The 23,390-nt window shown below is 63.7% G+C and carries 22 protein-coding genes, 1 tRNA gene and 1 pseudogene; 7 read left to right on the forward strand and 17 right to left on the reverse strand.

The features are described from left to right. Positions 1 to 137: 137 nt before the first annotated feature. The 4 genes from ACQUSY_RS06775 to mfd all read right to left on the reverse strand — a co-directional run bounded on the left by ACQUSY_RS06775 (position 138) and on the right by mfd (position 6,195). On the reverse strand, positions 138 to 698 hold the full coding sequence (locus tag ACQUSY_RS06775) for a MazG nucleotide pyrophosphohydrolase domain-containing protein (RefSeq protein ID WP_428903741.1): 561 nt from the start codon (positions 696 to 698) through the stop codon (positions 138 to 140). 64 nt (positions 699 to 762) lie between these two features. Continuing rightward, positions 763 to 1,923 (reverse strand): Na+/H+ antiporter NhaA, encoded by a 1,161-nt coding sequence (gene nhaA / locus ACQUSY_RS06780; RefSeq protein WP_428903742.1) that lies wholly within the window; start codon positions 1,921 to 1,923, stop codon positions 763 to 765. 79 nt (positions 1,924 to 2,002) lie between these two features. Next, positions 2,003 to 2,608, reverse strand: coding sequence for a gamma carbonic anhydrase family protein (locus tag ACQUSY_RS06785; protein WP_428903743.1), 606 nt, complete (start codon positions 2,606 to 2,608; stop codon positions 2,003 to 2,005). A 32-nt stretch (positions 2,609 to 2,640) separates the two neighbouring features. Beyond that, on the reverse strand, positions 2,641 to 6,195 hold the full coding sequence (mfd, locus tag ACQUSY_RS06790; RefSeq protein ID WP_428903744.1) for a transcription-repair coupling factor: 3,555 nt from the start codon (positions 6,193 to 6,195) through the stop codon (positions 2,641 to 2,643). Between the two features lie 77 nt (positions 6,196 to 6,272). Between mfd and ACQUSY_RS06795 the strand changes: the two genes are divergently transcribed. Then, entirely contained in the window at positions 6,273 to 6,983 is a 711-nt protein-coding gene (locus ACQUSY_RS06795) for a hypothetical protein (RefSeq protein ID WP_428903745.1), read from the forward strand. Positions 6,984 to 7,039: 56 nt separating this feature from the next. Here ACQUSY_RS06795 and pth read toward each other — a convergent pair whose 3' ends face one another. Both pth and ACQUSY_RS06805 read right to left on the reverse strand, forming a co-directional pair. Then, positions 7,040 to 7,624 (reverse strand): aminoacyl-tRNA hydrolase, encoded by a 585-nt coding sequence (pth, locus tag ACQUSY_RS06800; RefSeq protein WP_428903746.1) that lies wholly within the window; start codon positions 7,622 to 7,624, stop codon positions 7,040 to 7,042. Positions 7,625 to 7,686: 62 nt separating this feature from the next. After that, on the reverse strand, positions 7,687 to 8,301 hold the full coding sequence (locus ACQUSY_RS06805) for a 50S ribosomal protein L25/general stress protein Ctc (protein ID WP_428903747.1): 615 nt from the start codon (positions 8,299 to 8,301) through the stop codon (positions 7,687 to 7,689). Positions 8,302 to 8,504: 203 nt separating this feature from the next. On the opposite strand from ACQUSY_RS06805, the gene ACQUSY_RS06810 reads away from it, so the two are divergent. Together ACQUSY_RS06810 and gndA are read left to right on the forward strand one after the other, a co-directional pair. Further along, on the forward strand, positions 8,505 to 8,627 hold the full coding sequence (locus ACQUSY_RS06810; RefSeq protein WP_428903748.1) for a hypothetical protein: 123 nt from the start codon (positions 8,505 to 8,507) through the stop codon (positions 8,625 to 8,627). Between the two features lie 124 nt (positions 8,628 to 8,751). After that, the gene (gene gndA / locus ACQUSY_RS06815) at positions 8,752 to 10,206 is read left to right on the forward strand and encodes an NADP-dependent phosphogluconate dehydrogenase (protein WP_428903749.1); all 1,455 of its coding nucleotides are present in this window, start codon (positions 8,752 to 8,754) and stop codon (positions 10,204 to 10,206) included. Between the two features lie 61 nt (positions 10,207 to 10,267). On the opposite strand, the gene ACQUSY_RS06820 is transcribed toward gndA, so the two are convergent. After that, complete coding sequence (locus ACQUSY_RS06820; RefSeq protein WP_428903750.1) at positions 10,268 to 10,360, reverse strand: BBE domain-containing protein; 93 nt, start codon at positions 10,358 to 10,360, stop codon at positions 10,268 to 10,270. Positions 10,361 to 10,522: 162 nt separating this feature from the next. Further along, positions 10,523 to 10,795: pseudogene (locus ACQUSY_RS06825) on the reverse strand (FAD-binding protein); the annotation flags it as partial. Between the two features lie 105 nt (positions 10,796 to 10,900). Between ACQUSY_RS06825 and ACQUSY_RS06830 the strand changes: the two are divergent. Both ACQUSY_RS06830 and ACQUSY_RS06835 read left to right on the forward strand, forming a co-directional pair. Further along, entirely contained in the window at positions 10,901 to 11,626 is a 726-nt protein-coding gene (locus tag ACQUSY_RS06830; protein ID WP_428903751.1) for a response regulator transcription factor, read from the forward strand. Beyond that, positions 11,623 to 13,119, forward strand: a complete 1,497-nt coding sequence (locus ACQUSY_RS06835) for a sensor histidine kinase (RefSeq protein WP_428903752.1) — start codon at positions 11,623 to 11,625, stop codon at positions 13,117 to 13,119. The genes ACQUSY_RS06830 and ACQUSY_RS06835 overlap by 4 nt, the downstream gene beginning before the upstream one ends. Here the strand turns inward: ACQUSY_RS06835 and ACQUSY_RS06840 are convergent. From ACQUSY_RS06840 to ACQUSY_RS06865, 6 genes are all read right to left on the reverse strand, one after another. After that, complete coding sequence (locus ACQUSY_RS06840) at positions 13,113 to 14,651, reverse strand: ferredoxin--NADP reductase (RefSeq protein ID WP_428903753.1); 1,539 nt, start codon at positions 14,649 to 14,651, stop codon at positions 13,113 to 13,115. The genes ACQUSY_RS06835 and ACQUSY_RS06840 overlap by 7 nt on opposite strands. After that, positions 14,648 to 15,505 carry an FAD:protein FMN transferase gene (locus ACQUSY_RS06845; protein WP_428903754.1) on the reverse strand — a complete coding sequence of 286 codons (858 nt, stop codon included), beginning with the start codon at positions 15,503 to 15,505 and terminating at the stop codon, positions 14,648 to 14,650. The genes ACQUSY_RS06840 and ACQUSY_RS06845 overlap by 4 nt, the downstream gene beginning before the upstream one ends. Continuing rightward, positions 15,505 to 16,008 (reverse strand): hypothetical protein, encoded by a 504-nt coding sequence (locus ACQUSY_RS06850; protein WP_428903755.1) that lies wholly within the window; start codon positions 16,006 to 16,008, stop codon positions 15,505 to 15,507. Before ACQUSY_RS06850 ends, ACQUSY_RS06845 begins: the two co-directional genes overlap by 1 nt. An 83-nt stretch (positions 16,009 to 16,091) precedes the next feature. Beyond that, positions 16,092 to 17,126: a ribose-phosphate diphosphokinase gene (locus ACQUSY_RS06855; protein ID WP_428903756.1), complete on the reverse strand. Its 1,035-nt coding sequence runs from the start codon at positions 17,124 to 17,126 to the stop codon at positions 16,092 to 16,094. Further along, positions 17,101 to 18,564, reverse strand: a complete 1,464-nt coding sequence (glmU, locus tag ACQUSY_RS06860) for a bifunctional UDP-N-acetylglucosamine diphosphorylase/glucosamine-1-phosphate N-acetyltransferase GlmU (protein WP_428903757.1) — start codon at positions 18,562 to 18,564, stop codon at positions 17,101 to 17,103. The genes ACQUSY_RS06855 and glmU overlap by 26 nt, the downstream gene beginning before the upstream one ends. A gap of 1 nt (position 18,565) precedes the next feature. Beyond that, positions 18,566 to 18,637: transfer RNA gene (locus ACQUSY_RS06865), tRNA-Gln, on the reverse strand. A 68-nt stretch (positions 18,638 to 18,705) separates the two neighbouring features. On the opposite strand from ACQUSY_RS06865, the gene ACQUSY_RS06870 reads away from it, so the two are divergent. Then, positions 18,706 to 19,209: a MarR family winged helix-turn-helix transcriptional regulator gene (locus tag ACQUSY_RS06870; protein WP_428903758.1), complete on the forward strand. Its 504-nt coding sequence runs from the start codon at positions 18,706 to 18,708 to the stop codon at positions 19,207 to 19,209. 118 nt (positions 19,210 to 19,327) lie between these two features. Next, a complete protein-coding gene (locus ACQUSY_RS06875; RefSeq protein WP_428903759.1) occupies positions 19,328 to 20,305 on the forward strand; it encodes a pseudouridine synthase in 978 nt (325 codons plus the stop codon). Between the two features lie 116 nt (positions 20,306 to 20,421). On the opposite strand, the gene ACQUSY_RS06880 is transcribed toward ACQUSY_RS06875, so the two are convergent. The 3 genes from ACQUSY_RS06880 to ACQUSY_RS06890 all read right to left on the reverse strand — a co-directional run bounded on the left by ACQUSY_RS06880 (position 20,422) and on the right by ACQUSY_RS06890 (position 23,117). After that, positions 20,422 to 21,084 carry a methionine ABC transporter permease gene (locus tag ACQUSY_RS06880; protein ID WP_428903760.1) on the reverse strand — a complete coding sequence of 221 codons (663 nt, stop codon included), beginning with the start codon at positions 21,082 to 21,084 and terminating at the stop codon, positions 20,422 to 20,424. Beyond that, positions 21,084 to 22,121 carry a methionine ABC transporter ATP-binding protein gene (locus ACQUSY_RS06885; protein WP_428903761.1) on the reverse strand — a complete coding sequence of 346 codons (1,038 nt, stop codon included), beginning with the start codon at positions 22,119 to 22,121 and terminating at the stop codon, positions 21,084 to 21,086. Before ACQUSY_RS06885 ends, ACQUSY_RS06880 begins: the two co-directional genes overlap by 1 nt. Before the next feature lie 84 nt (positions 22,122 to 22,205). Continuing rightward, positions 22,206 to 23,117: a MetQ/NlpA family ABC transporter substrate-binding protein gene (locus ACQUSY_RS06890; RefSeq protein WP_428903762.1), complete on the reverse strand. Its 912-nt coding sequence runs from the start codon at positions 23,115 to 23,117 to the stop codon at positions 22,206 to 22,208. Between the last annotated feature and the right edge of the window lie 273 nt (positions 23,118 to 23,390).

Below are 23,390 nucleotides of genomic sequence, written 5' to 3' on the forward strand. Positions count from 1 at the left end.
CACGGGGAGGGTTCACATTTGCCACGCCCCTATCTTTCCACCTCCACCCCCATCCCCCGAAACCCGCCCCCGAGGAGGCGCCCCCGACCGATCTCGATACGTCGATCCGTTTCTTCTCGGTCGCTACGCGTCCTCGCTCAACGACCGGAGGAAGACTCCGCGTCTCGCACGCGAGCTTCAACGCGTCGCACCTCGGCTCGCAACAGAGCTTCGGCGTCTAATCCACGCTCGCGCGCAAGCCCGGCCAGCGCCAACAGCGCGACGCCTAGGTCTTCTTCTGTCTCGAGCGCGAGCGGCAACACGGGAGCTTCGACGCCGACCGACGAGGCTTTGCCCAGCACCTTCTGCGCATACGCGAGCGCCGGCATTGATCGGGCGACGCCGTCCAGCACGCTGCGGCGCTCCCGCTTCTCGGCAGCCTTGGCGGCGTTCCAGAGCACGAGAACCTGCTCCGGCGTCTCAGCGGTCTCCCCCGCAAAAACGTGCGGGTGACGACGAGTCATCTTGTCGGCCAGCTCTCCGGCGACGTCATCGATCGAGAATCGACCTTCACGTGAAGCGATCTCGCTGTGAAACAGCACTTGCCACAGCACGTCGCCAAGTTCTTCGCGCAGGTCGTCATCCGACCCACGCTCAACCGCGTCGACGAGTTCGTGCGCCTCTTCGATCAGGTACGGCAGCAGGGCTTCGTGCGTCATCTGCTGACTCCACACACACCTCTCTTGCACGGCACGCATGGTGTCGGCAGAGCGGCGGAGGGGGTCAGCTGTCAACGGCGGCAACCTTTCGGTACTTGTGGGCTCGCAACGATACGAAGATCCCGGCGAGCACCATCGAGATGATCGAGCCGGCAAGCACCGCGAGTGTCACTTCTGCGCGTACTTCGGCGTCGCCAGCGAACGCGAGTTCACCGAGCAATAGGGAGACCGTGAATCCGATTCCGCCGAGTGCACCGGCGGCGATCAAGTCGCCGACGGGCAAGTGACTGTCGGACTGCGTGCCGAGCGCCTTTTGCGCCAGGTAACCGGCGAGCGCGATACCGATGATCTTGCCGACCGGCAGCGCGACCAGAATTCCCCAGAACGCGGGAGTCAGTTCGCCCATGCTGACGGACGGAACCATCACGGCTGCCGAAGAGAAGGCAAAGATGGGGAGCACGAGGGCATTGACCCAAGGCTCGAGCCGGTGGCGCAGACGGTCGGCCTTGCGCGGCGCCATGGCAAAGCCCAGCGCGACACCGGCGATCGTGGCGTGCACACCGCTCTGGTAGACCATGCCCCATGTTGCGATTGCGATGATCAGCAGGGCTGCCTGGCGAAGCGCGGCATCGGTCGTGGTGCGGGGCTTCATGCGGCTCAGCACGAAGAACACGAGCACGAGTCCGCCGGCGGCTGCCAGCCACAGCGGCTGCAGGTCGTTCGTAAAGAGCACGGCGATGAAGAAAATGCCGACAATGTCGTCCAAGATCGCGAGCGCGAGCAAGAACGCGCGCACGGCTCCCGGCAGTCCGCGGCCGAAGACGGCCAGCACACCCAGCGCGAAGGCGATGTCAGTGGCAGTCGGAATCGGCCACCCGTTTGCATACTGCGTGCCGTTCGCAAAGACGAGGTATACGAGAACCGGAACAATCACGCCGCCGGCGGCAGCAATCGCCGGAACCATGGCCTTCCTGGGTTCGCGCAGCGCACCCTTCGTGAGTTCGTAGCGCAGTTCGATGGCCGCGGTGAAGAAGAAGATCGCGAGGAGGCCGTCAGAAATCCAGTGCCCGATCGATAGGTCGAACGCGCTGCCTTCCGCGGCAAGGTGAGTTCCACGGAGATCGGCGAGCGCCGGGCCGAGCGGCGAGTTCGCCAGAATGAGGCCAACCGCGGCTGCACACAACAGCATGATGGCGGGAAAACGGGCAGAACGCAGTAACTTCACGATTCACTCCAGAGGTTCGGTTAGGAATCGTCGACCAGGCTTCCCGACACACCACAGCCCCGAAAGGACCTAGGCCAGTCTACGCGTCTGCAACCGGTTTGTCGTCGCGATGACGCGCCAACGCGCGCCCGTACCGCTCCGTCAACTGCACCATAACGTCAGGAGTGTCCCGGTCAACGCCGAAAACATAACCGGGGAAATCCAGTTCACGTTGCGCGGCCCAAATGCGGTCATGCTCGTGCGGTGGCAGAATCTCGACGGGGTCACCGACGGCCACCCAGCCGATCGGCACGACGGCGTCGTCCGGCAACACCGTACGCAAATGCACGACCGCATTGATGCGAATATCGGCCCGGTCACCGATGCGAGCGCCGTTGAACACGCGCGTGCCGGTCGCGAGAAAGACTTCTTCTCCCACCGTCGCCCCGCTGATCGAGGCTCCCGGGCCAATCAGCGTGTGGTCACCAATGTGCACCGGGGCCGACGCCGCGGCACGAATCACGGCGTTCTCCATCACAATCACGTTCTCACCGAGAACGATGGGCCCGCCCTCACTCGTGATCACCGCGCCGTGCAGAATCTGGCATTCGGCACCAATGACAACGTCACCGGAGATCACAGCGGTCGGCGCAACGACGGCGTCCGGATGAATGCGGGGCGTGGCGCCCAGGTGTTCATACAGCATGGCCAGACGCTACCGCGTTCAAGCCGCGATCGCTACGATTCGGCCGGTTTCTCTGGCAGCGGGTACAGTGCGTTCAACAGCTGGTTGACCCACGTCAGCAGATCTTCCGACTCGTACATTTCACCGCCGGACGTCGGCAGCGGAACCACGAGTGCGTCGCCGCTGGCAACAAGCTTCGCCTGCGGGTACAGGCGCTGCATGCGCACGCGAATCGAATCCGGGAAGTGCGCGGGCGCCAAACGCAGGTTCTTGCCCATCGCGACAACATCTTCCAGCCCCGATTTCGCAGCGCGACGACGCAACCGCGCAACCGACACCAGCCCCTTCACCTCGGCAGGCATGGTTCCGTAGCGGTCCTGTAGTTCGTCGATCACGAGGTCGATCGCGTCGTCTTTTGCCGTGAGCGAGGCCGCAGCCGACAGCTTCTGGTACGCCTCGAGGCGCAACCGCTCGCTGTCAATGTAGGTCTCGGGAATGCGCGCATCGAGCGGCAACTCGAGACGCAATTCAGTCGGCCCGTCGGTCTCTTCACCGCGGAATGTCGCGACCGCTTCACCGATCATGCGCAGGTACAGGTCGAAGCCAACACCGGCGATGTGACCGGCCTGTTCGCCGCCGAGCATGTTGCCCGCGCCGCGAATCTCGAGGTCTTTCAGTGCGACCTGCATGCCCGAGCCCAGGTCGTTGTTCACTGCGATCGTCTGGAGGCGGTCGGCCGCTGTTTCGGTGAGCGGCTTGGCATCGTCGTAAAGGAAGTACGCGTAGGCGCGCTCACGGCCACGACCGACGCGGCCACGCAACTGGTGCAGCTGGCTGAGGCCGTATTTGTCGGCCTTGTCGATGATGATCGTGTTGGCGTTGGAGATGTCGAGGCCGGTTTCAATGATCGTGGTCGACACCAGCACGTCGAATTCGCGCTCCCAGAACGCGTCAACGACCTGCTCGAGCGCGTGCTCCCCCATTTGTCCATGTGCGACGGCGATGCGAGCTTCCGGAACCAACTCCGCCAGGTGCGCGGCAACGCGCTGGATCGACTGCACACGGTTGTGCACGAAGAAGATCTGGCCCTCGCGCAGGAGTTCACGGCGAATGGCCGCAGCGACCTGCTTGTCGTTGTTCGGGCCGACGAACGACAGAATCGGGTGGCGATCCTCCGGCGGCGTCTGCAGGGTCGACATTTCACGAATACCGGTGACCGCCATCTCCAGCGTGCGCGGGATCGGCGTCGCACTCATCGCGAGAATATCGACGTTGGTCTTCATCTTCTTGAGAGTATCTTTGTGCTCGACGCCGAAGCGCTGTTCCTCATCGATGATGAGCAGGCCGAGGTCTTTGAACTTCACTTGCTCCGTCAAAATGCGGTGCGTGCCGATCACCATGTCGACGGTTCCGTCCAACAAGCCCGCCACGATGTCACGCGCCTGCTTGTCGGTCTGGAAGCGCGACAGCGGCTTCACCTTGACGGGGAAGCCCGCGAATCGCTCGGTGAACGTCTCAAGGTGTTGCTTGACCAACAGCGTCGTGGGCACCAGCATCGCGACCTGCTTGCCGTCTTGAATCGCCTTGAAGGCGGCACGAACGGCCACCTCGGTCTTGCCGAAGCCGACGTCTCCGGAGAGGAGGCGATCCATCGGGATCGGCTTCTCCATGTCTGCTTTGATCTCGTCGATCGTCTGCAGCTGGTCGGCAGTCTCTGCGAAGGGGAAGGCCTCTTCAAGTTCGCGCTGCCACGGCGTATCGGGCCCGAACGCGTGCCCCTTGGCCGCCATGCGCGCCGAGTACAGCTTGACGAGTTCAACCGCGATATCGCGAACCGCCTTGCGAGCCTTGGTCTTCGCCTGCGCCCAGTCGCTGCCGCCCATCTTGCTGAGCACGGGCGCCTCGCCACCGACGTAGCGCGACAGCAGGTCGAGCTGATCAGTCGGCACAAATAGTTTGTCGCCTGGGTAGCCGCGCTTCGAAGGCGCGTACTCAATGACGAGGTAGTCGCGGATGGTCTTCTTCGGGTTGCGGCCGCCGCTGGACACTTCGCGCTGCGTCATCTCGACGAACTTGCCAATGCCGTGCGTCGAGTGCACGACGAAGTCACCATTCTTGAGTTGCAGCGGGTCGACCACGTTCTTGCGCCGCGACGCGAGCTTCTTCGGGCCGGCGGAACCACCGATTGTGCGTCCGTAGAACTCGTTTTCGGTGAGCACCGCGAGTTGCGCTTCGGGGCTGATGAAGCCCGCCTCTGCGCTACCACGCACGAGCGTCACGACGCCCGATGGGGGCGCCTCGGTCAGATCGTCAACGACGCGAGCGGCGACTCCGCGCTCCGAAAGCACGTCGCGCCCGCGCTCCACGAGGCCGGCACCGGCCGCGACAACGACGACCGCCCACCCCTGCGACACGAGATCGGCTACGAAACCGGTTGCGCCTTCGACGTTGCCCTGGAACGACGGCACCGGTGACCCCGGGAAGCGTGTGTCATCGGCGTCTTCCGCGTCACCCGGATCAAATGGACTGAGCGACCACCACACGTTGCCGCCGTCGAGCACGGCACTGCGCAAATCTCCTAGCGTCAAGAAGTCCCCCGCACCGAGATCGACGGGAGCCTCAGCGCCACCGGTCGCGGCGCTCCACGCGGCCTCCAAGAACTCGCGGTTGGTATCGCCCAGGGTCGCCGCGCGACCACGCGAGCGCTCCGGGTCGATGAGTGCGACGGCGGAACCACGGGGCAAGTACCCGGCAATAGACACGAGATCGTCGACCAGCGCGGGCGTCAGCGACTCCATGCCCTCGACCGGAATGCCGGCCGACATCTTCTCCAGCATGGCGGCGACACCGGGGAACGCCGGAACCAGGGCTGCGGCTCGGGAGCGGACGGCCGGGGTCAATAGGAGCTCGCGGCTCGCAGGCAGTGTGATCGACGTGACGTCGCCCGGGAGCGAACGCTGGTCAGATACCGAGAAGGCACGAATCTGGTCGACCTCATCGCCGAAGAATTCGACACGGTACGGGTGATCCGCCACCGCCGGAAAAACGTCAAGGATGCCACCGCGCACCGCAAACTCACCACGGCGCGACACCATGTCGACGCGGGAATACGCGAGTTCAACGAGCCCGTTCACGATGGCGTCTAGCTCGTGGCCACGAGCGCCGGTGGTGAGAACGATCGGATGCACTTCGCCCAGTCCGGGGGCGATCGGCTGCAGAGCGGCTCGAACCGAGGCGGTAATAATGAGCGGACGCGAGCCGTCAAAAGCGCGCAGCGCCCGGAGCGTTTCAATGCGACGGCCGACGGTTTCGGCGCTCGGGCTGAGACGCTCGTGCGGAAGCGTCTCCCATGCGGGGAAGGCACGCACGTCAGCATCGGTCAGATCATGCAAGGCGTCGGCGAGTGCATCAGCACGGCGGCCGGTCGGCGTTACGGCAACCAGCACGCTGGGTTTGCCCGACGCCGCGCGCTTAGCGAGCGCGGCGGCCAACACCGGCGCATCGAGCCCATCGACTACCGATACATTGGCATCGCTCAGAGCGACGTAGTTGAGGTCAGCGAAGGCCTCGGAAGCTTCAATGGCACGAACAATCCCCGACAAACTCACCAGAAGAGTCTACGGTGAGCGTCCGACAAAGCAGAGCTACCTAGTATCTGGCCGCTGTTAGTCCCTAGTATGGGGGCGTGAACCAGCCGCCTAATTCTTCGCCGGACAACAGCATCCCCGACACCGGCGCTACTGCCGGGGCCCGCCCAGCGCAGCCCCTGGTTCCGCCGCTGCCCCCGCTGCCCAGCTACGGGCAGCAGCCGCAGGCTCCTCAGACCCCATGGGATCAGCAGGCCACGCAAGTCATGCCGCCGGCACCGTCGTGGCAGCAGCAGCAGCCACAGGCACCGACGTGGGGCCAAGAGCCGCAACAGACGAGCCCCTTCGGCACGTATGCGGCACCGTACGCGCAGCCGCAATACCCGCAGTACGGTCAGTACCCCGGCACGCTCCCGCCGCAAAAGAAGACGCTGGGCGTTGTCGCCCTGGTGTTCGCGCTCATCGCTTCTCTCGGTAGCGCCATCCTCGCTCTTGCCCTGGGTGGGCCAGCGAGTCGTCGCTTTGCCGAGTTCCAAGAAGAGTTCGGTGCGATCACCGAATTCGACATCACCGAGATCGACCTGTCATATTTTGCATCGGTGCGTGACAGCGTGCTGTGGCTGGAGATTTCGCTGTGGATCGGCACGATCGCCGGCATAACCGCGATTGTGCTCGGCATCATCGCCATCGTGCAGCGAAAGGGACGAGGGTACGGTATTGCCGCTCTCGTTTTGGGCATCACCGGGTTCATCTTCTGGGCCGTCGGTGCCGCTATCGGCGGCATCATGGCCGGCATGCCGCTCGGCTAAGACATACGAAAGTGGCCCGCTGTCGCGATGACAGCGGCCACTTTTATGCCTGTGCGCTAGCCGCGCGGAGCGTGGAACTTCTGCTGGGCGCTCAAGAGCCCCTCCTCACCAACCAACTCAACGGCATCGGCGGAGTCGCCGACCAGGAGCGGCAGCTGAGTGCGCTGGTCCCCCGAGAACGGTGACAGCACCCAGTCGGCGGGGTCTTGTCGACCCGGCGGGCGGCCGATGCCGACCCGTACGCGCAAGAATTCCGGGGTTCCGAGTGCCTTCGCAATGTCGCGAACACCGTTGTGCCCACCGTGGCCACCACCGATTTTCATCTTGATGGTGTCAAACGGAATGTCGAGCTCGTCGTGCAGCACGATGATGTGGTCAGCATCAATGCCATAGAACTTCGCGAGGCCTGCCACCGGGCCACCCGACACGTTCATGTACGAATTGGGCTTCGCGAGAATCAGCTTCGCGCCTCCCGGACGCACCCAGGTCTCTGCGACGCGGGCATTGGCTTTGTGCGCCTTGAACCCTTCGTTGCGCCGACGAGCCAGCTCGTCGACCACCATCTGGCCGACGTTGTGGCGCGTGTTCTCGTACTGCGGGCCCGGGTTTCCGAGACCGATGACCAACCAGGTCTCCGCCATGTTTTCTCCCTAACACAAACGAGGGGGCACGAAATTCGCACCCCCTCGCTTAAGCGAGTGAATTACTCAGCTGCAGCTTCCGTGGCCGGTGCCTCAGCAGCGGCTTCGCCCTCAGCAGCCTCGTCGCCCAGGTCAGCAGCGGCCGGAACCGAAACGCCAACAACGAGGACGTCGCCCTCAGCAACGAGCGTTGCACCCTTGGGGAGCTTCAGGTCAGCAGCGTAGACGTGCTGGCCGTCTTCGAGACCGTCAACGTTGACCTCGATGTGCTCGGGGATGTGCGTTGCCTCAACCTCAAGTGCAATCGAAACAGCGTCAAGGTTGATGATAGTGCCAGGTGCCGACTCGCCAACAACGACGACGGGAACGTCAACGGTGAGCTTCTCGCCCTTCTTGACGACGAGGAGGTCGATGTGCTCGATGATCTGGCGAACCGGGTCCTTCTGAACGTCCTTCACCAGGGCCAGCTCAGCCTTGCCAGCGATGTCCAGGGCGAGCAGGGCGTTTGCCTTGCGCAGGATCAGGCTGACCTGGTGGCCCGGCAGTGCAACGTGCTGCGGCTCGGTGCCGTGACCGTAGATGACGGCGGGGATCTGGCCAGCAGCGCGCAGACGGCGTGCGTAGCCCTTGCCAAAGTTCTCGCGAACCTCTGCGACGACCTTGTTGTCTTCAGACATGTGAATCTCCTTGGGGCGCGCACATCACGATTGGATGTGCGGTGGTCTTTGGGTATCGACTCAAACGCAGACGCGTGAGGATTCCGTGAGGAGCCACATCACCGCGTCGATAACGGATGCGTATGCATCCCTCGCCGAGGTCGATTCTCTATATTACCCGATATCGCGGTAGCGTTAGACACATACTTCTGAAGGAGGATGCCATGACCGGCGCTGAAGTCTCTCACATTGTTTTCTACGGCATTCTGGCGCTGGGTGCGCTCGGCGTCGTCACCTGCATCGGTGCGCTGTTCACGCTCGGACGCGGTAGCTACAAGAAGAACTAACTTCATTCAAAGCGCTCGGCCCCGTGCCGGGCGCTTTGTCGTTTCCCCCAACGTCATTTTCGCGCTTCGTGTTGTGCGCCGCGATACGCTGGAACCATCACCCACGACGTTTAGGAGCACACTCGTGACGGAATCCCTCGCCCAGGCAAATATTGGTGTGGTTGGTCTCGCTGTTATGGGATCGAACTTGGCACGTAACCTCGCAAGCCGCGAAGGGAACACCGTTGCGGTGTTCAACCGAAGCTTCGAGAAGACCGCCGATCTCCTCGAGGCACACCCCGAAGCCGGGTTCGTTGCGGCGCAGACCTACGAAGAATTCGCGGCGTCGCTGCAGAAGCCGCGCACCGCGATCATCATGGTCAAGGCTGGTGGCCCGACCGACGCCGTGATCAACGCTCTCGTTGAGGTCTTCGAGCCGGGCGACATCATCGTCGACGGTGGCAACGCCTACTTCCCCGACACGATTCGCCGCGAAAAGGCCGTGCGTGAGACCGGTATCAACTTCGTCGGCGCTGGCATCTCCGGTGGCGAAGAGGGCGCTCTGCTCGGCCCATCGATCATGCCCGGCGGCTCGGACGAGTCGTGGGTCACCCTCGGCCCAATTCTCAAGTCGATCGCTGCGGTTGCCGAGGGCGAGCCGTGCGTCACGCACGTCGGCCACGACGGCGCTGGCCACTTCGTCAAGATGGTGCATAACGGTATCGAGTACGCCGACATGCAGCTCATTGCTGAGGCCTACGACCTGATTCGCCGCGGCACCGGCAAGAGCCCGGCTGAGATCGCCGACATCTTCGCCGAGTGGAACAAGGGCGAGCTCGAGTCGTACCTGATCGAGATCACCGCTGAGGTGCTGCGTCAGGTTGACGCCGCGACCGGCCAGCCCCTCGTTGACGTGATCGTCGACCAGGCCGGCGCCAAGGGCACCGGCGCGTGGACCGTGCAGACCGCACTTGCCCTGGGCGTTCCGGTCTCGGGCATCGCTGAAGCCACGTTCGCCCGCTCGCTGTCGTCGCACCCGGAGCAGCGTGCCGTGGCCGCTAACCTCCCGGGCCCGGACGAGACGTTCACCGTCGCTGACGCCGACGCGTTCATCGAAGACGTGCGTCAGGCTCTGTACGCGTCGAAGATTGTGGCTTACAGCCAGGGCTTCGACGAGATCCGTGCCGGCGCTGCTGAGTACAACTGGACCATCGACCTCGGCGCAATCGCGAAGATCTGGCGCGCCGGTTGCATCATCCGCGCGCAGTTCCTCAACCGCATCTCCGACGCGTACGCGACCGACGCCGAGCTGCCCGTTCTGATGACGGCTCCGTACTTCGCTGACGCGCTCACCCGCGGTCAGGCTGCGTGGCGTCGCGTCGTGGTCGCCGCCGCTCAGGCCGGCATACCGGCCCCCGCGTTCTCGTCGTCGCTGTCGTACTACGACGGCATCCGCGCCGACCGCCTGCCCGCTGCCCTCGTGCAGGGTCAGCGTGACTTCTTTGGTGCACACACGTACCGTCGCATCGACAAGGAAGGCACCTTCCACACGCTGTGGTCGGGCGACCGCACCGAGGTCGAAGCCGAAGACACGCACTAAGGCCTAAAGAAAAGGCCTAAAGAAAAGGAGCCGCTCCCTCGGGGCGGCTCCTTTTCCTGATTTACACGAACACGTGGGCGCGGCAGAAAATGTTCGTCGGATCCCACCGCTGCTTGATTTCTCGGAGGCGCGCGGCCGTTGCCGGCGCGTACATGGCGTGAGCCGCCGCCGGACTGTGTCCGACGAAAAGTTGCCGTAGACCAGCGCGCCATCGGCGTTCAATGCGGCGCACGCAGCAGCGACATCAGCGCGCTCGGCATCATCGAAACCGGTGTCAAAGGCACCCATCATCACGAGCCAGGTCGCATCGCGTGCGCTAAAAGCCGGCAATAACCACGCCGAATCCGCCGCCACCACCCCGCAGGGCCCAGAACAGGTCGGAATCGTGATTCGCGTCGACTTCGAAGGTCACGCCATCCGCGGTCACCACGGTCGCGCCGACGAGTTGGTCGATCGCCAGCCCCCACGCACGTGTCATCCAGCCAATGCCACCACCGAGGGTGAGCCCGCCGACACCAACGCTCGCCGTGTCTCCTGAGCTGATTGCAAGGCCCTGCGCGGCGAGCACGCGGGCAACGTCTCCCCAGTGCGCTCCCCCGTGGCAACGTCGATGCCAGGGGGCTCATTACTCGTTCACAGCCAAGACATAACCGAGGCCATAGAAAACACATAGGTTCGGCGTCACAATGGCATCATGAGCACCGCAACCGCCCTCACCCGCCCCGATGGTTCGCCCGTACGCGTTTTGGCTGTCGATGACGAACAGATGCTGACCGACCTGCTGTCGATGGCGCTGCGCATGGAGGGCTGGGAAGTACGCACCGCGAGCTCGGGGTTGGAAGCCCTGAACGTTGCTCGCGAGTTCGCACCGGATGCGATCGTGCTCGACGTCATGATGCCCGACCTTGACGGCATGGGTGTGCTGCGCCGTCTACGCGAAGCAGGCAACATGGTTCCGGTGCTCTTCCTCACCGCCAAAGATGCCGTCGGTGACCGCGTCGCGGGGCTCACAGCCGGCGGCGATGACTACGTCACGAAACCGTTCAGCCTCGAAGAGGTCGTCGCGCGTCTGCGCGCACTGATGCGACGTTCGGGCACCGCCATGTCGGCCGAAGCCGACCCCGTGCTGCGGGTGGCCGACCTTTCACTCAACGAAGACAGTCACGAAGTGGAGCGCGCGGGCACGTCGATCGAACTGACCGCCACCGAGTTCGAACTGTTGCGATTCCTGATGCGCAACCAGCGCCGTGTCGTCTCCAAAGCACAGATTCTCGACCGGGTCTGGAACTACGACTTTGGCGGCCGCTCCAGCGTCGTCGAGCTCTACATTTCGTACCTTCGCAAGAAGATCGACACCCTCGGTGAGCCGCTCATTCACACGATTCGCGGTGTCGGCTACATGATCAAGGCGCCCCAGTGACCCCACGCGCATGGTCACTGCAGACTCGATTGACCACCGTCGTTGTCGGCATCGTTTCGGCGTTGCTGATCGTCGTGTCTGCCCTGACTGCCGCGATGTTGAACTCGGTGCTGGAAGATCAGCTCACGACGCGCGTTTCAGAATCGTCGCGGCGTGCACAGCCGTGGATCGCCGCGGCCGTTCAAACCGGCGCACCGGATGCTGCCGCCGTGCTGTCATTTGATGCCCAGTCGTCGGGCCCCGGCAAGTTTCTACAGCCCGGGACGATCCTCATTCTTGACCTCGACTCCGGCCTCACGGGCGCATACCTCGATGCCAACGACAAGGTGCAGGTACTGACGAAAGAGCAAATCGCGCCCCTTACCGGCATGACCTTCACGGTCGGCAAGACCACCGACCTCACGTTTGACGCGGTCGGCACGTACCGCGTCATGGCGTTTCCCGTCGACGATAACGTCGTGCTGATCGGCCTCCCCCGCGCCGACGTGGATCGCACGATCGGGCTCATGCTTGCGACCATCACAGCGCTTACGCTCGGCGGCCTCATACTCCTCGCACTCGCGATCGGCGTCACGATACGAACGTCTCTGCGTCCGTTGCGCGCCGTCGCGGCGACCGCCGGGCGCGTGGCTCAACAGCCCCTCGATCAGGGTGCCGTGGCCATTACTGACCGCGTGCCGGCCGAACACGTCGACGACCACACCGAAGTCGGCCAGGTCGGTCTCGCCCTCAACACGATGCTCGATCACGTTGACGCGTCCCTTCGCGCCCGCGTCGCAAACGAAGACAAGATGCGACAGTTCGTTGCTGACGCCAGCCACGAACTGCGCACTCCCCTAGCGTCGATCCGCGGCTACTCCGAGTTGTCGCTGCGCGACCCTTCCAACAGTGAGAACACGACGGCGGCACTCGAGCGCATTCAAGCGCAATCGGTACGCATGACGCGCCTCGTGGAGGACCTCCTGCTCCTCGCCCGACTCGATGAGGGTCAGGAGCTCGTGCTCTCCCCGGTCGACCTGGTTCCGCTGACGATCGAATCGATCGCTGACGCGCAGGCCGCAGACTCCGACCATACGGGTGACTGGTCCAGCGACCTGACCGAGCTGCTCGTCCTCGGCGATGCCGGGCGCCTGCATCAGGTTGTCACCAACCTCCTGGCGAACGCCCGCACCCACACTCCCGCCGGCACCCACATCGTGCTTTCGGTCGAGCGTGACGGCGACGACGCCCTCGTGCACGTGCACGACAACGGACCAGGTATTGCTCCCGAAGTTCAGAAGACCCTGTTCGAACGATTCGCCCGCGCCGACCGCTCGCGCGCGCGCAATACCGGGGGCACCGGGCTCGGCCTCGCGATCGCACAGGCGATTGCGATCGCGCACCGCGGCGAGCTCTCGGTGGAGAGCAAGCCGGGTTCAACGACCTTTACGTTGCGGTTGCCCGCGCTGCCCGAGGTTCCGGCGATCCCGGCGGCCGACGCGGCGGCTCAGTAGCCGGCGAACGCGTCGGTTTTGACGCTCGCTGCACGGGCCAGCGCGGGTTGCAGGTCGGCGATGAGGGCGGGCGGGCCCGAAATGAGGGCATGACGGGTCGCGAGATCCGGAACCAGGGAGGCAAGCGACGGCGCCGAGAGACGTTCACCACCCGCCCACGTTTCGTTGCCGAGCGGCGTGGGGTCGTCGGGCGTCACGATGATGACGCGGTGATCGGCAAAGTCAGCGTGATAGGCCAATTCGGCCGCCGACGATGCGACATAAACGACCACGATGTCGCGGTGGACACCGCGCGTGGAGAGCTCACGCGCATGCGATACGAACGGCGTGATGCCGATACCCGCCGCGACGAACAGCAGCGGGCCTGACGCCGGTAATGTGAAGTCTCCCCAGATTCCGCTGCCGCGGAGCCGGTCGCCGGGCTGTGCCTGCTCGAGCGCACGTTTGAAAGTGGAACCACGCTCGGCGGGCGAGACACGATACGCGATGCGCACGTGCGGCAACTCCGCCGGTGCGGAAACGAGGGAGAACTCGCGACGGGTTCCGCGAATATCCGCGCCCTTGTGGGGAACCGTGAGTTCGAGATATTGGCCGGGCACGAATGATGCGCCGGGCTCTGCCGCGAACGTCAGCTCACGAATGCGCGGCGTGACATCCCGGGTATCGGTCAGGGTGAGTCGACCGAGGTTTCGCGAGCGCACCGCCAGCACGAAGGCGACGATGTTACCGATCAGCAGGGCACGGTCGGCGCTCAACGAAATCACGCCGACAGACAGCGGGTACCCGACGAAGAACGCTACAACCGCCGCCACCAGCAGCTGTTGCCAGAATCTCGACGGCAGCGTCAATGGTTCCGTCAGCATGAAGAAGCCGAGGAAAAGAATCGGCGATGAGATGAGCAGTTGCACCGAGATGTCGACTGCAGAGACGGCGAGGCCAGCCTGCGCGTACGCAGTCAGCGTGGTGGCAATCGAAATCGCCCACGCGAGCACAATGAACGTAAGAACGACGCGGAGCTTTTCGGTGCGCCACGCGATCGCGATGCCGAGCACCGCAACGACCGCCGCCAGCATCGGCGTACCGACCCACCAAGCCGCGGGGCTGACCCCGGTGATCGTCATGACCGCCGCGGCGGCCGCAGCCGGGTTGAAAACATGGCGGCCGCGCCACGCGAGCACCATCTTCGATGCCGACGCCACCGCGCCGGTGACGGTCAGCCAGACCAGTTCCATCGGGTCGTCCGAGGGGCGCATGACAAACACCAGAATGAGCACGGTGATGAGGGTGGACTCCCACCGCAGCGCGGTGTTCGTCAGTCGATGTGTCAGCAGGTCAATGGCGAAGGCACCCGCCGCGATCGCCGCCGCCGATGCGACAAGTTCGATCGCCGCGAACGCGAGGGTGCCGGTGAAGCTGAGTGCCACGGCGTAAATGAACAGGATGCTGAGCGCGATGACGACCAGCAGGTACATCGATGTGAGAGCGAGGAGTCCGAGGACTCGAGTGCGCAGTGCGCGCAACGCAGGTGTCATGTGAATAACTGTGCCGTACTGCGGGGCGAGTACTCTACCTGTCCGTTGGTTAACATTCGTACCCACTGCACGTCCCACGCGTGTGCGAGCGCGGGGCCGCCCTCGAAAAAGAGAGCGGTGGTGATCGCATCAGCAGTCACGGCGTCGGGTGCGACGGCCCAGGTGGCGGCCACTGTTCGCACCGGCTGCCCGGTGCGTGCGTCGATCACGTGGTGTAGGCCATCACCCCACGCACGTCGGTTGGTGGCTGACGCGCACAGTGCCTCGTTCTGTACCTCGATGACGCCGATGGCCTTCGTTGTGTCATAGGGGTGCTCCAGGCCGACGCGGATCGGCGTGCCGCGTGTGGCGATATCGCCGGACGCATCGACCGTGACATCACCTTCGGTCCACGCCGCGAGCGTCTTAATCGTGAGGTCGACGAGCTTGCCTTTGCCCATCGCTCCGACGTCGATCGTGGCGGGTCGGTGCAGAGCGAGTGAGTCGTTCGTCCACGCCAGCATGGTCTGCCAGTCGGCCGGAGCCGCGTGGGGTACGCCCACCGTGAGCGAGACCTGACCGTCGTAGCCGAGCGCGGCAAGCGAATCACCGACGAGCGGGTTGACGGAACCACCGGTTGCGTCCGACAGCTGCTGGTACATCGTCAGGAGTTGCACCGTGTCAGCGGGCGCATCAACGACGCCAGCGCCGCGCGCCAATTGGCTAACGAGGGAGTCCGGGCGAAAGCGCGACCACTCGCGATCGAACTCGTCGATCAGGCGGCGCGTCGCTTCTTTCGCTTCATCCGGAAGCTCAGCCTCCGTCTCAATGTCCCACGTGGTTCCGATCGCGTCGAAGCGCCAGTGGGCATTCATCAGGCGGCCGCTTCTGCCTTGATTGCCTCGATGGCCTGGTTGAAGCCGCCGCTCGTGAGCGATGAGCCGGCAACGCGGGAGACGTTGATTTCGTCAATCGATTTGCCGAGCACGACGTCGGCGATGCCGCCAATGAACTCGCCCTGATAGCGCACGCTCTCGGGCTTTTGCGGGTTGCCCTCCACCTCGACGGCGGTGATCGTGCTGCCGTCGAGCGTGATCGTCACTTCGATGGTTTCGATGAGACCCGCCTGCGGCGAATAGCTACCCTCGGCGGTGTACGTGCCGCTCGCGTAGGTTGCCATTGCCGAATCTTCGCCCGAGCCGCCCTCAGCGGTCGGTGTCACACCTGCGGGGTCGGTTGCCGACGCGTCGACGGTTGAGTCGGTCGCAGGAATCTCCGCCACCGGCGCCTGCGCGCTACAACCGGCAAGCAAAAACACGCCGGTCACGCCGGCGAGCGATGAAACGACGGCGGTGGAGCGCGAAACGGTGCGAGCCATGAGGAGTCTCCTTGGGGTGTCACGTCAAAAATAAAGGGTCTGCGCGAGCAATTGCCGCGCAGACCCTATGGCTTGGCTATGAGTTATGCCGCGCCATCAAACATGCTGGTGACGGAACCATCTTCGAAGACCTCGCCGATGGCGCGTGCCAGCAGCGGGGCGATGGGAAGAATGGTGAGACCGTCGAAGCGCTTCTCGGCGGGCAGCGGCACCGTGTCGGTGACAACAACCTCGTCGATGGCTTCGCTCTGCAGGCGCGTGGACGCCGGGTCAGAGAAGATGGCGTGGGTTGCGGCGACGATAACGCGCTCTGCACCGTTTGCCTTCAGCGCCTCTGCAGCCTTCACAATGGTTCCACCGGTGTCGATCATGTCGTCAACGAGGAGGCAGACCCGACCCGAAACCGAGCCGACGATCTCATGCACCGAAACCTGGTTCGCAACCTTCGGGTCACGACGCTTGTGGATGATGGCCAGCGGCGCACCGAGGCTGTCAGACCACGTGTCAGCGACGCGAACGCGACCCATGTCGGGCGACACGATCGTGAGCTTTTCGCGGTCATCAGCCGACAGCGTCTTCTCGAAGTAGTCGAGCAGCACGGGCTTCGCGAAGAGGTGGTCAACGGGGCCATCGAAGAAGCCCTGGATCTGTGCGGCGTGCAGGTCAACGCTCATGACGCGGTCGGCGCCCGCGGTGTCCATCAGGTCAGACACCAGACGAGCCGAGATCGGCTCACGGCCGCGGCCCTTCTTGTCTTGACGGGAGTACGGGAAGTACGGAACCACAACGGTGATGCGCTTGGCCGACGCACGCTTGAGCGCGTCGATCATGATCAGCAGTTCCATGATTTGCTTGTTGACAGCGCCCTCGAACGACTGCACCACGAAGACGTCGCAACCGCGAACCGACACCTCGAAGCGAGCGTAGAGCTCACCAGAAGCGAAGGTGCGGTGCTCGGTCGGAGCAACCTCGGTACCGAGGTGCTTCGCTACGGCAGCGGCGAGTTCCGGGTGCGCGGTGCCCGAGACAACAACGAGGCGCTTCTTGTTCTTTACCTCGACACCGGGAGCGATGTCGTGTTCACGATCAAGATCAACGGTCTTCTTCTTGCCTGCCATCTGCAGCCTTCTGTGAGATGCGGGCATCGGCCGCGGCAGCAGCCGCTTTCGTACCCTGTCGGTTGTTCTCGACCCAGCCGTCAACGTTGCGCTGAGGCGCGACGCTGAGTGCCAAAGCACCGGCTGGGACATCCTTGCGAATCACGGCGCCAGCGCCGGTCTTCGCTCCTGCTCCAATGGTCACGGGAGCCACGAAAACGTTGTGAGAGCCGGTGTGCACCTCGTCACCGATTTCGGTGCGGTGCTTCGCGATGTCGTCGTAGTTCGCCGTGATCGCGCCGGCACCGAGGTTGACGCCGCGGCCGATCGTGGTGTCACCCACGTACGACAGGTGCGGAACCTTGCTGCCCTCACCAATCGTGGCGTTCTTCGTCTCGACGAACGTACCGATCTTGCCGCCAGCGCCCAGGATGGTTCCGGGGCGGAGGTAGGCCCACGGACCGACCGTGGCGCGGGCACCAATGACGGCAAGCGTGCCATCGGTGCGGCGAACTGTTGCGTCTTCGCCAACCTCGCAGTCGACGAGCGTCGTGTCGGGGCCGATCGTGGCGCCCGCGGCGACCGTGGTGGCACCCAGGAGCTGCGTGTCGGGGAGGATCGTGACATCGGGGGCGAGCGTCACGTCGTCGTCGATCCAGGTCGAGGCGGGGTCAACAACCGTGACGCCCTCGCGCTGCCAGTGGCGAATGATGCGGCGACGCAGCAGATCGCCGGCCTCGGCGAGCTGGGCGCGGTCGTTGACACCGAGGGCGACCTGCAGGTCGTCGGTAATGGCGGCCGAAATGCGTTTCTCAGCACCGCGCAGCAGGCCGATGACGTCGGTCAGGTACATCTCGCCCTGCGCGTTGGCCATGCCCACCTGCGGCAGGTACTCGCGCAGCAGCGAAGCTTGGAAAACGTAGACACCCGCGTTGATTTCGCCAACCGCAGCCTCATCAGCCGTCGCGTCTTTCTGCTCGACGATGCGCGCAACGTCGCCGGCATCGTCGCGGATGATGCGGCCGTAACCGGTCGGGTCATCAAGGATCGCGCTCAGCAGCGTCGCGGCAGCGCCGGTCGAGCGGTGCGCGTCAAGGAGGGCCGAGATCGTGTCGTTGTCGAGCAGCGGAACATCGCCCGAGAGCACGAGGACATCGCCCTCGTAGTCGGCGGGCAGGGCGTCAAGCGCAACCTGCACGGCGCGGCCGGTACCGGGAATCTCATCCTGGTCAACGATCGTGACGTCGGGGTAGCTCTCGGCAATGTCACCAGCGACGCGGTCGCGGTCGTGACGAACAACGACCTCGATGTGTGCCGCCTGCAGGCGCTGTGCGGTGGTGAGCACGTGGCCGACCAGCGTACGCCCGCCAATGCGGTGAAGGACCTTAGGAGTCCGCGATTTCATGCGCGTTCCTTGGCCCGCAGCAAGCACAACAATGGCGAGGTTGTTCTCGGTCATGCTCCGCGACCAGGACTCGAACCTAGACCTAACAGCTCCAAAGGCTGTCGTGCTGCCATTACACCATCGCGGACCGCGGCACAGGGCCGCAGGTACCAGTCTGCCACGTCTCAGCACCTCCCCTTGTCGCATAATGGGGTGGTGACGGAAGAAACCGACGAGGTTGATCGAATTGTTGGCGCGTGGGGCGCCCAGCGACCCGACCTCGATTTCTCGCCACTCGAGGTTCTCTCGCGCGTAGACCGCCTCTCCCGACACCTCGACCGGGCCCGCCGCGAAGCGTTTCGGCGCAGTGATCTGGAGAGCTGGGAATGGGATGTGCTTTCTGCACTCCGGCGTGCCGGGGAGCCGTTTCACCTGAGCCCAAAGCAGTTGCTGCAACAGACGCTGGTGTCGAGTGGAACCATGACGAACCGCATTGATCGGCTGGTTGGCCGTCGCCTGGTGCGTCGCGAGTCGGATCCCGGCGATGGCCGTGGCGTCATTGTCGTGCTTACCGAAGAGGGCCGCGTGCGCGTCGACGCCGCCATCACCCGCCTCGTCGACGCCGAAGCGATTTTGCTCGCGTCGCTATCGAACAGCGAACGCGACCGGCTGGCAACGCTGTTGCGCAAACTCGTCATCGAGTTCGAGCATCTGCCCTGAGTATTTTCCTCCCGGCGTTTCTCGGGGCGGTTGCGTGGTTCCGGAGCGTTCTGCGTTTTCTCGGGTATTGCGTGGTTCCGGAGCGTTCGCACAGGCGCGCGCCTGAGAGAATGGTCGGATGGCCATGCCCTCTCCCCTCCCCGTTCGTGATGGGGTCGGTGCTACCCGGTTACATCTGCCGCTGACGGGTGAGTGGGAAACGATTGCTGACTACGTCGTCGATCGTTTCGGCCACATGGATCCTGAAGCCCTCCGCCGTCGTTTCGATCGCGGCGAAATGGTGACGACCGATGGTTCCACTGTCTCGCGAGACGCGAAAATCGGCTCGCACGAGTGGATTTGGTACTACCGCGAGCCACCCGTGGAGCGCGAGATTCCGTTCAAGGTTGAGGTTGTGCATGTCGATGACGACCTCGTCGTGATCGACAAACCGCACTTTCTGCCGACGACGCCGGGCGGCAAGTTCTTGCAGAACTCGGCGCTCGTGCGCATGCGCAATCAGCTCGGAAACCCCGATCTCTCCCCCATCCACCGCCTTGACCGCGCGACCGCGGGACTACTGATGTTTTCAGCACGGCCAGAAACTCGCGGCGCGTATCAGCTGCTATTTGAGAACCGCATCGTGCAGAAAACGTACGAGGCGGTTTCGCTCGCGCCCGCAGATTTCGACGGCACGCACCTCGCTGGTGAGGCGTTTCCGATCACGTATCGCAACCACATTGAGAAGGTGCGACAGTCGGTGACGGTGCTCGTTGACACGAAACCGGAACCGAACTCGGAGACATTGATCGAGCTGATCGGGGTTGGTGAGAGCCGCGGAACCGATGCGGGAACCCGCATGATTCACACGCTCCTGAAGCCGCACACCGGGCGCATGCACCAGCTGCGCGTTCACCTCGCGGCTCTCGGAGCCGGCATCCTCAACGACGGTTTTTACCCGGTGCTGCACCCCGAGGTTCCGGACGACTTCAGCCGCCCCCTGCAACTTCTCGCCCGCGAGCTCGACTTCATCGATCCGCTGTCTGGCGAACCCCGCCACTTTCAGTCGCGACGCACGCTGCAAGAGGCACCCGCGGTTCCGGAACCTGTGGTTTAGCCAGTGGAACGCTCGTGATGCGCTCGTTGCGGGCGTTATGCAACATCACAACTCCTGCCGACAACCGTTTCCTCAAAATAGTCGCGACATTACGTATTTCGTGATGCATAACGCCGTCAGCGGCGCATGACCTTGCGGGCCAGTCGGTTGCCCAGCAGCTGCACGACGTGCACAAAGACGACGATCAGCACGATCGCGGCCCACATCACGATGGGCTCGAACTGGCGGAAGCCATAGACCTGGGCGAAGGCACCGAGCCCGCCACCACCGATCAGACCGGCCATCGCCGTCATGTCGATGAGGGCGACGATCACAAACGTGTAGCCCAGAATCAGCGGCCCGAGAGCCTCGGGAATAGCGACCGTGAACAGAATGCGCCACGGACCAGCACCCATCGAACGTGCCGCCTCAATGACCCCAGGCGGCACCGAAACGAGATGTTGTTCGACAATGCGACCAATCGCGAACGACGCCGCGAGGCCGATCGCGAAAGCTCCGGCGTTGACACCGATACCGGTGCCAATGATGAGACGAGCCAGCGGCTGCGAAATCGCGGCGATGAAGATCACGAACGGGATCGGCCGGAAGAAGTTGATGATCGTATTGACGATCACGCTCACGACACGATTTGGCATGATGCCGCCCGGGCGAGAAACGTAGAGCATGACGCCCCACGCAAGCCCCAGAATGCCTCCCATGACGAGCGCGAAACTCGTCATGTAGAGGGTTTCGAGCGCGGCCTTCCAGAATTCAGGCTGGAGTTCGATCAAGCGATCCATCAGCGTGCCCCCTCGAGTTCGGTGACGGTAATTCGTTCGCCGATGACGGTGAGCGTTCGGTCGATGGCGGCCCGGTCACCGCGAATCGCGAGCGTGAGGTTTCCGAAGGCACGACCACGAATGTCGTTGATTCCGCCGTAGACCAGTTCAAAGTCGAGACCGGCCGCGGCAAGGTCGAGGAAGACCCGCGCCTGCGCCGAATCACCATCACGGAAAGAGAAGGTCACCAACCGGCCGATGTGGCGAGCCGCCAAAGCGGCCGCTTCTGCTGGAGACGGAACGCCCTTGATCACGGTGCCGACAAAGCGCCTCGAAGCGGGGTGCTGCGGGGTCGAGAACACATCGAACACATCACCCTGCTCGATGATGCGGCCGCCCTCCATGACGGCGACCTTCGTCGCGAGCGTCTGGATGACATCCATTTCGTGCGTAATCACGACGATCGTGACGCCCTGCTCCTGATTGACGCGGCGCAGCAGATCAAGCACCTCATGCGTCGTCTGCGGGTCGAGGGCACTCGTCGCCTCATCAGCCAACAAAATCGCCGGACGAGTAGCCAGCGCACGCGCAATACCGACACGCTGCTTCTGGCCGCCCGACAGCTGCTCCGGATACGCCGACGCCTTATCCGCCAAGCCAACGAACGACAGCAGCTCATCGACACGAGCGGCGATATCGGCTTTGCTCCAGCCCGCGAGCTTCAGCGGATAAGCAACATTCGCCCGCACGCTCTTCGCAGCGAACAGATTGAACTGCTGAAAGATCATGCCAATGCCGCCGCGCACGCGACGCAACTCACGCTCGCTGAGAGCCGTGATGTCTACGCCATCGACGGTAATGGTTCCGCTCGTCGCAGGCTCCAGCGCATTAATGAGACGCACCAGCGTCGACTTGCCGGCACCGGAATATCCGATGATGCCGTAAACGTCGCCCTTCTCGATGTCGAGGGAAACATTGTCGACGGCCACGACATCATCGCCGCCCGCTGTGCGGGCGGGATAGTGTCGAGAAACGTTTGTGAGGGTGACGATAGCCATGTCGTTCTCCGGTAGTGCAACAGCAGAGAGGATCGGAGAGCACGAATGCCCACCGATCCTCTGCGATCAGGGTTTCAAGCCTGACTACTTCTGTGCCAGCGTATCTGCTTCGACCTTTTCGAGCGAAGCGACGAGCTCTTCAACCGGGGTCGTCAGCGGCACCGCGACGTCGCCAGAAGACTCCTGCAGACCCGCCTGAACGTCAGCGTCGGTCTGGAAGATCTCTACGAGCTTGAGGTAGGTCTCGTTCTCGGTGTCGTCAGCGCGAGCCGCGAAGATGTTTGCGTACGGGAGGGCGTTGGGGTCGCTCGGGTCATCCTGCGCGAGCGCGTCGTCAAACGTGAGACCGGCGTCGGTGACGAAGTCATTGTTGATGATCGCAGCGGCAACGTCCGGCAGCGACGTCGGGATGAGCGCGGCCTCAAGCGCCGTGACCTTGACCTTCGATTTGTCGGTGTCGACGTCAGCGAGGTCGGAGAAGATGGAGCCACCGCTCTTCAGCTCGATGAGGCCGGCCGACTGCAGCACGAGCAGCGCGCGAGCCTGGTTCGAAGCATCGTCCGGCACGGCGATCGTCTCGCCCTTGGGGATGTCAGCGACATCGTCGTACTTCTTCGAGTACAGACCCAGCGGGTAGATGGCCGTCGCGCCGATCGGCTGCAGATCCTGCTTCGCGTTGACGTTGTACGTCGCGAGGTACACGATGTGCTGGAACTGGTTGAGGTCAAGCTCACCCTCGGTCAGCGCGGGGTTCGGCTGCTCGTACGAGCCGAAGTTCACCAGCTCGACCTCGATGCCCTCTTCGGCGGCAGCGGCGACGAACGGAGCCCACTGGGCGTCACCGTCGTTAACGACACCGATCTTGATCGGGTCGGCTTCATCAGCAGCACCGGAGCCGGGGGTGGTGGCACAGCCTGCGAGGCCGATGACGAGCGGAACCGCAGCGACGGCGGCGAGGACAGTTGCGATACGGCGGTGGCCGAGAATGCGAGACATGGAGCAGAACCTCTCTTGGGGACTCCATCCACGCTACGAGCGATTTTTACGCCGTTCGAATCGAGCGTCACAGAGCGTCACGCCGCTGAAATACGGCGTCACCGATTTGCAAAAGAGGAAGTTCTGTGGCCTCGAGAGGGCCGCTTAACTGTGATGTCCAGGGACGTTGTTGCGTGAATCGCTCGTGATTTCTGAGGGGTGAAGGCCTCCGGTTGCGAGAGTGGAGCTGTCTAGAAACCGCTCACGCAACACAGGAGGCCTTCATGTCCCACG

This window comes from Microbacterium daqui, assembly GCF_050408675.1.
Taxonomy (GTDB): domain Bacteria; phylum Actinomycetota; class Actinomycetes; order Actinomycetales; family Microbacteriaceae; genus Microbacterium.